14 protein-coding genes are annotated in these 13,382 nt (G+C 42.8%); 13 read left to right on the forward strand and 1 reads right to left on the reverse strand.

Annotation, left to right across the window (positions count from 1 at the left end; genetic code table 11):
* Window positions 1-69 precede the first annotated feature (69 nt).
* The 13 genes from THAL_RS02100 to THAL_RS02155 all read left to right on the forward strand — a co-directional run bounded on the left by THAL_RS02100 (window position 70) and on the right by THAL_RS02155 (window position 11,807).
* On the forward strand, window positions 70-1,650 hold the full coding sequence (locus THAL_RS02100) for a sigma-54-dependent Fis family transcriptional regulator (protein ID WP_012991465.1): 1,581 nt from the start codon (window positions 70-72) through the stop codon (window positions 1,648-1,650).
* Between the two features lie 279 nt (window positions 1,651-1,929).
* Complete coding sequence (gene nifH, locus THAL_RS02105; protein WP_012991466.1) at window positions 1,930-2,769, forward strand: nitrogenase iron protein; 840 nt, start codon at window positions 1,930-1,932, stop codon at window positions 2,767-2,769.
* Between the two features lie 11 nt (window positions 2,770-2,780).
* Entirely contained in the window at window positions 2,781-4,229 is a 1,449-nt protein-coding gene (nifD, locus tag THAL_RS02110) for a nitrogenase molybdenum-iron protein alpha chain (RefSeq protein ID WP_012991467.1), read from the forward strand.
* Window positions 4,230-4,247: 18 nt separating this feature from the next.
* Entirely contained in the window at window positions 4,248-4,991 is a 744-nt protein-coding gene (locus tag THAL_RS08580; RefSeq protein WP_083762858.1) for a DUF3364 domain-containing protein, read from the forward strand.
* Window position 4,992: 1 nt separating this feature from the next.
* Window positions 4,993-5,886: a nitrogenase component 1 gene (locus THAL_RS08585; protein WP_083762859.1), complete on the forward strand. Its 894-nt coding sequence runs from the start codon at window positions 4,993-4,995 to the stop codon at window positions 5,884-5,886.
* Between the two features lie 5 nt (window positions 5,887-5,891).
* Window positions 5,892-6,461: a Crp/Fnr family transcriptional regulator gene (locus THAL_RS02120; protein WP_012991468.1), complete on the forward strand. Its 570-nt coding sequence runs from the start codon at window positions 5,892-5,894 to the stop codon at window positions 6,459-6,461.
* Window positions 6,455-6,916 (forward strand): NifX-associated nitrogen fixation protein, encoded by a 462-nt coding sequence (locus tag THAL_RS02125; protein ID WP_012991469.1) that lies wholly within the window; start codon window positions 6,455-6,457, stop codon window positions 6,914-6,916. The genes THAL_RS02120 and THAL_RS02125 overlap by 7 nt, the downstream gene beginning before the upstream one ends.
* Entirely contained in the window at window positions 6,913-7,989 is a 1,077-nt protein-coding gene (locus THAL_RS02130) for a DegT/DnrJ/EryC1/StrS family aminotransferase (RefSeq protein WP_012991470.1), read from the forward strand. The genes THAL_RS02125 and THAL_RS02130 overlap by 4 nt, the downstream gene beginning before the upstream one ends.
* Window positions 7,990-8,003: 14 nt before the next feature.
* Complete coding sequence (gene nifE / locus THAL_RS02135) at window positions 8,004-9,362, forward strand: nitrogenase iron-molybdenum cofactor biosynthesis protein NifE (protein WP_012991471.1); 1,359 nt, start codon at window positions 8,004-8,006, stop codon at window positions 9,360-9,362.
* Window positions 9,350-10,693, forward strand: coding sequence for a nitrogenase iron-molybdenum cofactor biosynthesis protein NifN (gene nifN / locus THAL_RS02140; RefSeq protein WP_012991472.1), 1,344 nt, complete (start codon window positions 9,350-9,352; stop codon window positions 10,691-10,693). Before nifE ends, nifN begins: the two co-directional genes overlap by 13 nt.
* Window positions 10,687-11,073, forward strand: coding sequence for a nitrogen fixation protein NifX (gene nifX / locus THAL_RS02145; protein ID WP_012991473.1), 387 nt, complete (start codon window positions 10,687-10,689; stop codon window positions 11,071-11,073). The genes nifN and nifX overlap by 7 nt, the downstream gene beginning before the upstream one ends.
* 3 nt (window positions 11,074-11,076) lie before the next feature.
* Complete coding sequence (locus THAL_RS02150) at window positions 11,077-11,505, forward strand: TOBE domain-containing protein (RefSeq protein WP_012991474.1); 429 nt, start codon at window positions 11,077-11,079, stop codon at window positions 11,503-11,505.
* 20 nt (window positions 11,506-11,525) lie between these two features.
* A complete protein-coding gene (locus THAL_RS02155) occupies window positions 11,526-11,807 on the forward strand; it encodes a CCE_0567 family metalloprotein (RefSeq protein WP_012991475.1) in 282 nt (93 codons plus the stop codon).
* On the opposite strand, the gene pyrG is transcribed toward THAL_RS02155, so the two are convergent.
* The gene (pyrG, locus tag THAL_RS02160; RefSeq protein WP_012991476.1) at window positions 11,804-13,378 is read right to left on the reverse strand and encodes a CTP synthase; all 1,575 of its coding nucleotides are present in this window, start codon (window positions 13,376-13,378) and stop codon (window positions 11,804-11,806) included. The two genes, THAL_RS02155 and pyrG, sit on opposite strands and share 4 nt — an antisense overlap.
* Window positions 13,379-13,382: the final 4 nt, after the last annotated feature.

Genomic DNA, 13,382 nt, shown 5'->3' on the forward strand with positions numbered 1-13,382 from the left:
ACATGACAAAGGCAGAAATTCATATTGGCACAAAATTTGCTTATATTTAAATAGTAGGGGGTGCCCAACATGGGTTCTGGTGCTGTGGATCGTTTTTTGAGGAAGGAGATCCAACTTCTTTATAACCTCTCGCGAGAGTTAAGCAGTATGAGTAAAGCACCTAACGCTATAGCTGATGATGTGGTCCGCCTGCTAAGTGATCTGGATGGTGTAGAAAGGGTGGTGTTTTATATAAAGGAGGAAGATGACAAGATCTCCGTTATCTCAAGTGTAGGTGCTAGGGAAAAGGTAACTTTAAAAAGGAAGGAAGGTGTTGTGGGTCACATATTTGAGAAAGGGTATCCAGTTGTACTAAAATCCTTAAGTGAAGAACCTCTATTCCTTAATAAGCTGAAGAGAGAGAATCTTGAAGAAATTATTTTCATAGGTGTACCAATTAAGTACGAAGGTAGAGTGGTGGGTGTTTTAACAATAGATAAGAGAAAGGATTCCTTACCTTCAGACTACTTTGTAGAGCTTCTTACTATGATATCCAATCTTATAGGGAACTACATAGGTACCTATGTAAATATAAAGAGGAAAGAAGAATTTTACAAAAGAGAGATAGCGGCGCTAAAAAGTGATCTCATAAAGATCTTTACAACAGAGGGTTTTGTAGGTGTAAGCAAGGCTTACTACGATGTAATAAAAAGAGCCATGAAAGTTGCCAATTTAGATGTTACTGTGATGATAAGAGGCGAATCTGGTACGGGAAAGACAACACTTGCCAAACTAATACATTATGCTTCCCAACGCAGGAATGGTCCCTTTGTGGAAGTAAACTGCTCTACAATACCTGTAGAGCTTCTGGAGGCTGAACTTTTTGGTTACGAAAAGGGAGCCTTTACGGGTGCTCACACCACAAAACCGGGAAAAGTGGAAATAGCAAACGGAGGAACTATCTTTTTTGATGAAATAGGTGACATAAGCCCTAGTGTACAAACTAAGTTACTTAGATTCCTCCAAACGAAAGAGTTTGAGAGGTTGGGTAGCAACAAGACCATGCGATCAGATGTCAGGATAATCGTAGCCACTAATAGAAATCTTGAAGAGGAAGTATCGCTAGGCAGATTTAGAGAGGACCTGTATTACAGGATAGCTGTGTATTCCATATACATACCACCGTTGCGAGAAAGGAAAGAGGACATACCTGTACTTGTAGATTATTATCTATCTAAACTAAATAAAGTCGTTGGTAAAGAAAAGCTAAGCATAAAACCTGATGCTTTGGAAGTTCTGTTATCCTGCTCATTTCCGGGGAACGTAAGGGAGCTTGTCAACTGTTTAACCAGAGCAGCTATCAATTCAGATAACGGTGTTATAGAAGCCCATCATCTGGCCTGTATATCTTCCGGCATGTGTTATGCACATTTAAGAAAAAAACTGGAAATTCAGTCAACGGCGGAAAAGAGGGTTGATGTACCACAAGATACAATCCAAAAGGAAAACAAGATTGAAGAACATGGTAATAAGAGTGAAAGGGATATTATCATAGAAGCTCTTGAAAAGTGTGGTTATGTTCAGGCAAAAGCAGCACGCTACTTAGGAATGACCGTAAGGCAGTTGAACTATAGAATAAAAAAGTACGGAATAAAGATAAAGAAAATATAACAATCTTGCCAGCAAGTAAGTAAGCAAGGTAATACTCTGTAGAACTCAACTAAAGCGCAGGACTAGGCAGTTGGTATCGTCAAGCTTTAGCCCCGACCAATTTACCGGTGTTAGTGTGATGTTTTGTCATATTCATTACAACTCCTTGTAAGTTTTGTCCTTTTTCTTACACTGACCGTATTTTGCAAAAGCACGTAAAATCTTCATCTGCGTAAAAAGTAGATTTGGCATCTTGTTTGCATAAAAGAAAAGTGAAAAACCTTAATAGGAGGTGGTAAGATGAGACAGATCGCTATCTACGGCAAAGGTGGAATAGGCAAGTCCACCACCACACAAAACACAGTTGCCGCCTTGGCGGAAGCCGGAAGAAAGTGCTTTATAGTGGGCTGCGACCCAAAGGCGGACTCTACCAGGTTGATCCTCCACGTCAAGGCACAGGCTACCGTCATGCACCTGGCAGCGGAGAAGGGCTCAGTGGAAGACCTTGACCTGGATGAAGTCATGCTTGTAGGATTCAAAGGTATAAAGTGTGTAGAATCCGGTGGTCCAGAGCCAGGTGTGGGATGTGCGGGAAGAGGTGTGATAACCGCCATAAACTTCCTTGAGGAAAACGGTGCCTTTGACGATGATTTGGATTATGTCTTCTACGACGTCTTAGGTGACGTAGTATGCGGTGGTTTTGCTATGCCAATAAGGGAAGGTAAGGCACAGGAGATCTACATAGTCACATCAGGTGAGATGATGGCAATGTACGCAGCCAACAATATAAGCAAGGGTATTCTTAAGTACGCTCACAGTGGTGGAGTTAGACTTGGAGGACTTATATGTAACAGCAGAAAGGTTGCCAACGAGAGAGAGCTCATCGAAGCTTTAGCTGATAAGTTAGGAACTCAGTTGGTACACTTCCTCCCCAGAGACAATATAGTTCAGGAAGCAGAGTTGAGAAGAATGACCGTCATAGAATACGCACCAGATCATCCTATGGCTGATGAGTACAGAGCCCTAGCAAGGAAGATAGAAAACAATACCAAACTCACCATACCTACACCTTTAAGCATGGATGAGTTGGAACAACTACTGGTAGAATACGGCATAATGAAGCCTGAAGAGGTTGCATAAGGAGGTTTACCATGGGTGTACTAGTTGATAAAGAAACAGCTCTCAAGATCATAGAGGAAGTACTAAGCGCTTATCCTAAGAAAGCCAAAAAAGACAGGGAGAAGCATATAGCCGTAGTGGAACCTCAAGATGATAAGTGTACTCCAAAGTCTAACATCAAATCAAGACCGGGCGTTATGACCGTAAGAGGATGTGCTTATGCGGGTTCAAAGGGTGTTGTATGGGGACCAATAAAGGATATGATACACATATCGCATGGTCCGGTAGGTTGTGGTTACTACTCCAGAGCTGGTAGAAGGAATTACTATATAGGTACAACAGGTGTAGATACCTTTGTGACACCTCACTTTACCACAGACTTTCAGGAAAGGGATATCGTATTCGGCGGGGATAAAAAACTTATGAAAGCCATTGAAGAGTTGAACACTCTCTTCCCTCTTGCAAAGGGTATAACCATACAGTCGGAGTGTCCCATAGGGCTTATAGGAGATGATATTGAAGCTGTGGCAAGGATGGCCTCCAAAAAGATAGGAAAACCCGTAATTCCAGTGAGGTGTGAAGGTTTTAGAGGGGTGTCCCAATCTCTGGGGCACCATATAGCAAACGATAGTATGAGAGATTGGATATACGAAAAAGGTTTAAAGGGTCAAGAGATAGAATCCACACCTTACGATGTGGCAATATGGGGAGATTATAACATAGGTGGTGATGCATGGGCAACGAGAAAAATACTGGAGGATATGGGACTCAGAGTCATTACCCAGTTTTCAGGTGACGGGACCTTTTCTGAAGTGGCAAATGCTGTAAAGGCGAGATACATACTCGTACACTGTTATAGATCCTCCAACTATCTGGCACGCTACTTCGAAGAGAAGTTTGGTATCCCATGGATTGAGTACAACTTCTTCGGTCCTACTCAGATATTTGCCTCCATGCGAAAGATAGCTGCCCTCTTTGATGATAAGATAGTTGAAAGAACCGAAGAGCTTATAGAGAAGGTTTATAAGCCGAGACTGGATCGTGTAATAGAGAAATACAGACCAAGACTAGAAGGAAAGACAGTTCTCTTGTATGTAGGTGGTTTAAGGCCAAGACATATGATCACAGCCTTTGAGGATCTTGGTATGAACGTTATAGCTACTGGGTACGAATTTGCTCACCAAGATGACTATCAAAGAACACTTCACTACATAGACAAAAACACTACGATAATAATAGATGATGCTACCGCTTACGAAATAGAGGAACTCACCAGAAAACTTAACCCAGATCTGGTAGCTTCTGGAATTAAGGAGAAGTATCAAGCCCAGAAGATGGGTAAGCCCTTCAGACAGATGCACAGCTGGGATTACAGTGGTCCGTACCACGGAATAGAAGGTTTTGAGATCTTTGCAAGAGATATCGATATGGCAGTAAACGGAAATGTGTGGAAGTATATAGAAGCTCCTTGGAAAAAATAATTTATGGAGGTAATCGCCATGGGTATACATCATGAGCTAAACATAAAAGATCACCTTGAGTGTTTTAGAAATGATGAATTTAGGAATATGATCGCCAACAAGCGAAAGAACTTTGAAGATTGGGTAGGCGAAGAGAAGGTGAAAGAAGTGGCAGAATGGACAAAGACATGGGAGTACAGAGAACTGAACTTTAAGAGGGAAGCCATCTCCATAAACCCCGCAAAGGCATGTCAACCTCTGGGCGCGCTTCTGTGCGCCCTTGGTTTTGAAAGAACCCTCCCCTTCTCTCACGGTTCCCAGGGTTGTGTGGCCTATTTCAGAACTCACATGGCAAGACACTTTAAAGAGCCTGTACCTATGGTTTCCACTTCCATGACAGAAGATGCCGCAGTATTTGGTGGCTTAAACAATATGCATGAAGGACTCCAGAATGCCATAGCGCTCTATAAACCTAAGATGATAGCTGTCAGTACCACATGTATGGCAGAGGTGATCGGTGATGACCTCAACAGCTTTATAACAACAGCAAAAGAGAAGGGGTTAATACCTGAGGATTTCCCCATATGTTTTGCTCATACACCGTCCTTCGTAGGATCCCATATAACTGGTTACGATAATATGATGAAAGCTATCCTTCAGCATATGACATCTTACTTCGAAAAGTACGGAGTTGATAACATAGACAAATACGATGAAAACGGAGAGTTCTATGAGGAGGGTGGTTTATTAGGCTGGCTCCAGAAAGGTAAAGGAGGTGATTAATATGAGTGCGGGTAGAGTAAATATCATACTAGGTTTTCATACATACTTAGAGGATTATAAAGAGGTAAGAAGGATAGTGGAAAAGTTTGGGCTAGAGTGCATAGTTCTCTCTGATCCTTCCGAAAATCTAAACTCTGGTCTCACTGGTGATTACAAACTGTACTACGGTGGCACCCCCCTTAAGGATATATACAGAGCCAAATCTTCTATGGCTACCATAGTCTTCCAGAAGTACTCTACCGAAAAGACCAGAGAGTACATAGAGAAAGAGTGGAAACAGCCTACTTATGTGGTAAGACCTTATGGCATACAGGGAACGGATGAGTTTTTAATGCTACTTTCCAAACTCTCTGGAAATCCTGTACCAGAAGAACTTGAACGCGAGAGACAGTTGCTCCTGGACGCCATAGCGGACTCTTATTACTGGATACACGGCAAGAGATTTGCGCTGTGGGGAGATCCGGACTTCGTTTACGGACTTACATCTTTCCTCTTAGAGTTGGGAGCAGAGCCTGTTCACATTTTGAGCACTAACGGTAACGAAGAGTGGGCGGAAGAGGTTAAGGAGCTCTGTTCGAAGTTTGATAATGGAAAGTACGCACAGTTATTCCCCGGAAAGGACCTTTGGCATATGAGAAGTCTTCTGTTTACGGAACCTGTCGATTACATGATAGGTACCTCCTACGGAAAGTACCTCTGGAGAGATACGGGTACTCCTCTCATACGTATCGGTTATCCTATCTTTGACAGGCATCATCTTCACAGATACGGCATCCTATTCTACAAGGGTGCTCTCAACATGCTCGTATGGATAGTGAACTCCATACTGGATGAAGTAGACAGAAGAACAATAGGCATTGCCACTACAGACTATAGCTTTGATCTCATCAGGTAAATAAGATGAGTGTCGTAGAGAGGTTAAAAAGATATATAGAAGAGGGCCTCGTTGCGGAACACACCTATAAGGTGGGAGAGGATCTGAGTTTTGAAAAGGGGGTTTATGTGGTAAAGGAGGGGGTCATAGAGCTATTCACCTTCAAGAGAAAAGGTAAACAGGTACTGGATCTCCTCTTTAAGGGGGATGTAATAGGCTTTCTATTGAGGAATACTTCCCTTACCAATTACAAGGCTAGGCCACTCACCCCCTCCACCCTCTTCTACATCAAGGAGGACGCGCTTATCAAAATAGGAGAGAAGGAACCGCACCTGGCCCTCGATATCTTTGCCTCTTTACTTTCAAAGCAGGCCTATCTCTACAATGTACTCACCATAGTCTTTGCAGGTGATGCAACAGAGAAGATAAGAGACCTCATGTGTTTACTTGAAAGGCGCGCGGAAGAAAAAGGTACATATCTTACCCTTAGGAAGAGCCAAATAGCAAGTATAACAGGACTAAGTTATGAGCATGTTGTAAGAAAGATGAAGTGTATAAGAATAAAGAATAAAAACGGGAGGATAAGACTATGGTGATAAAAAAGGAGGACATAGATCTTGGTGAGGAAGTATTAAAAGAGATAGTGCGGCAAGTAAGAGCTTACGATACATACGGAACATGGGAGAAGAGGAAGGATGAAGATATACTTAAGGAGTTTCTCAAGACATCTTCAAAACAGATCGCACATGCAGGAGGGTCCTGTAGTCTGGACCCAAGAGCTATGCTTAAACTTCATGCTTATTTCAAAGCGTTAGGTGTTATCATAGAAAGACTTTCAGGTTACCTAACTTCCGCAGTGATAAACATAGACCATGAAGGAAATGGAACCGTTATTCTGTACGCTGGCAGACTAATTCTGATAAATAAAAGCATAAGGGATGCCAATAACTTTGGTTTCAAATCTACAGATAACATCAAACAGGAAGCGGAGAAGTTGATAAACAAAGCTTTACAACTTATAGAAAAGTATGAAGAGGTTTGTAAGATATGAGGAGGTTGATACCTTTCAAACCTTACGGTTATTCTAAGGAAGATATGATATCTGCCGTTGAGGCTATGGGTCATCCTTACTGTTTCTCGGGACTGAGAAGAAAGGAATTAGAAGATTCTTTCTGTCAGTACAGTGGCAGAAAATACGCCGTTGCCACACGTGATGTCGTTCCTGGCCTTTTGGCTCTTCTTGAGTACTTAGGTTTATCGTACGGAGACACGGTGGCCTACACTCCTCTCTCCTTAGCTCCTCATTTTGCTAAATACACCAAGTTTATGGGACTAAACTCTGCTTACGCAGATGTAGAGAGGTGGTTCTTTAACGTTGATGTAAAAAGACTGTCCAACGTAATAACATCGTATAAGCCAAAAGTTCTTATAGTAAACAATTCTCTTGGTATACCTGCAGATTGGGATGCTGTAAGAGAACTCTTAAAAGGAACAGGTATATTTCTGATAGAAGACTCTAGAGAGACGCTTTTCAGCGATTATAAAGGGCGCCCTGCAGGCTCTTTGGGTGACGTTTCCTTCTTGGCTTTTTCTCCCAACTCTGTGCTGAGGGGTTACGGAGGAGTAATACTAACCGACGACGCACTTATTTACAAAAGAATCAGAGAGAAAGTGGAACCTATGGACGATATAATGGCTTCCCTTCTTATCTCCCAAACCAAAAGTCTGGAAGAGAGGATAAATATAAGAAGGGAGCTTGCGCAACTTTACTCCCAGTTGCTGTCAAACATGGAAGGTATGAAACCTCAGTTTTTCCCTAAATACGTAAACAAACCTTGTTGGTCATATATGTGTGTTCATTTAGCAAAAAGATACGGAAGGGATGCAGTAGACAGTATCGTAGAACTAATGTGGGACGATGGTATAGAAACTCTAAAGTATCCTGTGTCACAGGATATACAGGAAGGTAAAAGTATGCCTCACCTACATATATCTCATGAGGTAAGTACGAGAGCCATACTGTTGCCTCTTCATGAGGATATGGACGAGGAGGACGTGTACTTTGTCTGTGAGAGGTTTAAGGATTATGTGATACAGATAGGAGCAGGTAGTGTAGATCATTGAAGGAGGTTGTTGCCATGAGAAACTTAGAAGAGTTTTTTACAGAACCTGCGTGCGGTATTAATAAAAGTAAGGGAGATAAAGAGAAAAAAGTTGGATGCTCTAAACCAAAACCAGGAAGTGCATCCGGAGGATGTGCCTTTGACGGTGCTCAGATAACACTTCTTCCCATAGCGGACGCCGTTCATATAGTTCACGGTCCAATAGCATGCGCTGGAAACTCTTGGGATAACAGAGGCACAAGATCCTCTTCACCTATCACCTACTATAGGATGGGTTTCACCACTGACCTCTCTGAGATAGATGTGATACACGGAGGTGAGAATAAACTGTATATGGCCATAAAGGAGGCAGTGGAAAAGTATAACCCTCCTGCTGTGTTTGTATACCAAACGTGTGTACCGGCTATGATAGGAGACGATATACAGGCCATCTGCAACAAGGCTTCCAAAGATTTTAACATACCAGTTGTACCTGTTGATTCACCAGGTTTTGTGGGTAGTAAGAATTTGGGCAACAAGCTTGCCGGAGATGCTTTATTCAGATACGTTATAGGTACAAAAGAACCGGAGTATACAACACCCTACGATGTGAACTTGTTAGGGGAATACAACATAGCAGGAGAACTTTGGCAGGTGCTTCCCCTTCTTCAGGAGGCTGGCTTTAGAATACTAGCGTGTATAACCGGTGACTCAAGATACAACGACATAGCAACGGCTCATAGAGCGAAGGTAAATATGGTAGTATGTTCAAAAGCATTACTGAACCTTGCAAGAAGAATGGAGGAAAAATACGGTATACCGTACTTTGAAGGTTCATTTTACGGGATAAAGGACACAAGTGATGCCTTGAGAAACATGGCTCTTCTTATAGGTGACAAGGACCTGATAGAAAGAGTTGAGAAGTTAATAGAGGTAAAGGAAGCAGAGACTAAGGAAAAACTAAAACCCTATATAGAAAAACTTAAGGGTAAGAAGGTACTTATAAACACCGGTGGTGTTAAAAGCTGGTCCATGGTGGCACAGGTTCAGGAACTCGGTATGGAGGTGGTAGGTACCAGTGCAAAGAAAAGCACAGAGGGAGACAAAGGCAGGATGTTAGAACTTTTAGGAGATGAGAAGAAACTTATAGATGACCCTAACCCTAAGGAGCTTATTAAGATAATGAGATCAGAAAATGTTGATTTACTCTTGGCCGGAGGTAGAAGCAAGTTTGTAGCCTTCAAGGAAGGTATACCATTCCTTGACGTTAACCAAGAGAGGATAAGGGGATACGCTGGTTATGAGGGTATGCTTCTTCTAGCAGAAGATATAGTTAGAACACTGGAAAACCCGGTATGGAATCTCAGAAGGAGGAAAGCGCCATGGCAAGAGTAGTGGAGAGTAAAAAGGCACTGTCCGTATATCCCCTTAAGTTGAGTCAGCCTCTAGGAGCTATGTATGCCTTTATGGGTGTAAAAGGAAGTATACCACTAATTCATGGATCTCAGGGCTGTGCCTCTTTCGCAAAAACTTTCTTAACAAGACACTTTTGGGAAAACATACCGGTACAAACTACTGCCTTATCACAGATAGCAACGGTTATGGGAAACGACGATGTACTACACACAGCCCTAAAGAACGTAATAGAAAGGGCAAAACCTGAAGTGGTAGCTGTAATCACTACTGGGGTCACGGAGACAAGAGGAGATTATACAGAAGGTTCTATAAAACTCTTTAGAGAGCTTTACCCTGATTTCCGTCATGTAGAAATACTTTGTGTGCACACACCTGACTACGAAGGATCCTTTCACACGGGCTATAAAGAGGCCCTTCTTTCCATAGTAAAGAATGTTGTGCGTACAAAGTATGCAACGGTACCAGATCAAGTAAACCTGATAGTAAGTTACAGCTTGACTGCCGAGGACATAGATACTTTAAAGGAGCTTTTGGAACTTTTTGGTTTAAAGGTAATAGTATTACCTGACATATCCATGAGTATGGATGGAGGTGTGCTGGGCTTTTCTTCGGTAATACCAAATGGAACAGCACTGAGGGATATTCAAAGAATGAGTTCTTCTACCATAACCATAGCGGTGGGAGAGAGTGCCAAGGCTGCAGGTGAGTATTTAGAGAAAGAGTTTATGATACCTATGTACTACTTTGAACATCTTATGGGAATAGAGAGTTACGATGAGTTGATAAGATTGCTTATTAATCTAACGGGCCGTGATCTGCCGGAACGTGTCAAGAGATGGAGAAACAGATTACTGGATATGATGATAGACAGTCATTTTTACTTATCTAAAAAGCGAGTAGCCATAGCGGGAGAACCAGATTACATTATAGGACTGTCTCAGTTCCTTGCAAAAGAGTTGGGAATGGTAGTTTCGTTGGCTGTCACCACTGTCAAAACTGAAAGTTTAGAGACCTTACCAGTAGAAGACATCATAGTGGGTGACCTTGAAGATATTCTTAACAGCAAAAAGGACTTTGACTTACTGATAGGTAATACCAATCTAAGACATGTAGCTTCTAAACTGAATGTACCTCATTACAGAGTGGGCATTCCCATCTTTGACAGGTTGGGACACTTTCTGAAAGGTTTTATAGGGTATAAAGGTTCCACTTACTTTACCATGGATATAGCAAATCTTCTTATGGAAAGGGAAGAAGAAGAATCTTACAGAGTTCCTGATTATGTCAAGAGGAGGTACGAGCAATGTTGAGAGTGGCTTTTGCTACAAAAAGTCTCGATAAGGTGGACGATCACTTTGGACATGCTAGGGTGTTTGCCATATACGACGTGGGACCCACAGGTTACAGTTTCGTTGAGTACAGATACTTTGAAGACATACCTGATGAAGAGTACGACAAGATAAACTCTAAAGTAGAAAAACTGATGGACTGTTCCATAGTTTACGTTATAGCGATAGGGGCAACTGCGGCCGCAAGAATAGTAAAGCACAAGATTCATCCCGTAAAGGTTAACGAGCCTACTCCTATAGAGGACATAGTGAATAAGTTAGTAGAAACCCTGAACTCTAATCCGCCACCTTGGTTGAAGAAGGCACTTATGGACAGTAAGGAAAAACTTATGGAAGGTTAAGAGATGAAACTTGCGGCAAGAAATAAGTTCTCTGGTATAGTCAACGATATAGAAAGAGGTCGTGTGGTTTCAAAGGTTTCAGTAATGTTAAAAAACGGTGAGATCATAAAGTCCATAATCACTACGGAGGCTGTAGAATCTTTGAAATTAGAAGTAGGAAGAGACGTATTCGTCATCATAAAGGCCACAGATGTTATGCTGGGGGTTCCTGAGGAAAACGATGCCCCGTCACTGAGTGCTAGGAATATAATGAAGGGAACTGTCAAAGCTGTAACGGAACATAATATAAACAGTATAGTAAAAGTGGACGTAGGTGGGCTGACATTCACATCTTTTATAACTACAGAGGCTCTTAAAGAGTTGGGAATAAAGGAAGGAATGGAGATTTTTGTTATAGTAAAGGCTTCCAATGTAATAATATCGATTCAATAAATAAGTAAGGAGGTGTAGCCATGTGTGTTAGTAAGCTGTCCTTGGATATGAATATGGAGAGAGAGAGGGAAGACTTGGAAAGTGTGTACTCCAAGATGAGCCTAGAGGAGCTAAAGGAAGAGGTGAAAAAGTTAAGGATGATGGCCGTTCAGAGCGCTACAAAACTTCACGATCTTGCAGAGGAGGGACTTCCTAACAGGTGGAGAGAAATACCTTCCGTTGCAAAGGAAGCTTACGAGATACACAGAAAGTACTTTGTAGCTAAGACTATTTTTGAGAAAAGGTCCAAAGAAGGAGGTTAATCGCCCAAGCATGCCTTTATGAAGGATGCAAATAGAGGATGTGGTTCAAAGGGTTTACTCTTAAACTCAGGGTGAAACTGACATCCTATGTACCACGGATGATCTTTGAGCTCTATGATCTCCACCAACTTGCCGTCCGGTGAAAGCCCCGAGAACACTACACCCTCCTTTTGGAATATGTCTCTGTATGCGTTGTTAAACTCGTACCTGTGGCGGTGTCTTTCGTAAACTATCTCCTTGCCGTATATAGCCCTTGCCTTGCTTCCTTCTGCAAGCACACACGGGTAAGCTCCTAACCTCATGGTCCCACCCAGCTCTTCTATGTTTTTCTGATCCTCCATAAGATCTATTACAGGGTAAGGTGTGTAAGGATCAAACTCGGTGGAGTTGGCTCTCTCCAACTTAAGGACACTGCGAGCAAACTCCACACACATGAGTTGCATACCCAAACATATACCAAAGGTAGGTTTACCGGACACTCTTCCGAACCGTAGTGCCAGCATCTTACCCTCTATGCCTCTCTCTCCGAAACCACCCGGAACCAAAATACCGTCCGCTTCTTTTAGATCCTCCTCCCTCACACACTCGGAGTTTATCCAAAGTATCTCCACTCTCGCATCGTTGGCTATGCCTCCGTGAGTTAAAGCTTCCACCACACTCTTATAGGCGTCTCTTAGAGCTACGTACTTACCCACAAGAGCCACCTTCACTTTTCTTTGGGCATGCTTCAAGATGTGTACTATTCTGTCCCACCGGGAGGGCACTTCTCTGAACTCCAGTCCAAGTCTTCGGGTGAGCCAGCGGTGAAGATCCTGCTTCCTGAAGATGATGGGAACCTCGTATATAAACTCCACGTCGGGTGCGGAGATAACAGCAGATTTGTTTACGTTGGTAAAGAGAGCTATCTTCTCCTTGATGGAGTCGGGTATCTCTATCTCCGATCTACATACGATTACATCTGGTTGTATGCCTATGGCTCTCAGTTCCTTCACCGAGTGTTGTGTGGGTTTTGTCTTTAGCTCACCAGCGCTCTTCACATAGGGTACATACGTGACGTGTATGTACACCGCGTTTTCTCTGCCCACTTCAAGACCCATCTGCCTGACGGCCTCCAAGAAAGGCAGACTCTCTATATCTCCCACCGTACCCCCTATCTCTACCACCACCACATCCTTATCTTCCTCTATGGACCTAATGAGTCTCTTTATCTCCTCCGTTATGTGGGGTATGACCTGGACTGTCATTCCCAGATACTCACCCTTTCTCTCCCTCTGGATGACGTTAAAGTAAACCCTTCCTGATGTCACGTTGTTCCATCTTCCCATACGGGCGTTGGTAAAGCGTTCGTAATGCCCTAAGTCTAGATCTGTCTCTGCGCCGTCCTCTGTAACGAAAACCTCTCCGTGCTGGTAAGGGCTCATGGTACCCGGATCTACGTTAAGGTACGGATCCAGCTTCTGAAGGGTGACCTTATAACCCATCTCCTCCAAAAGGGAGGCTATGGCTGCTGAGGTGACACCTTTCCCTAAGGAAGACAGAACGCCACCCGTCACGAATATAAACTTGGCCATGTGA

This window comes from Thermocrinis albus DSM 14484, assembly GCF_000025605.1.
Lineage (GTDB): Bacteria > Aquificota > Aquificia > Aquificales > Aquificaceae > Thermocrinis > Thermocrinis albus.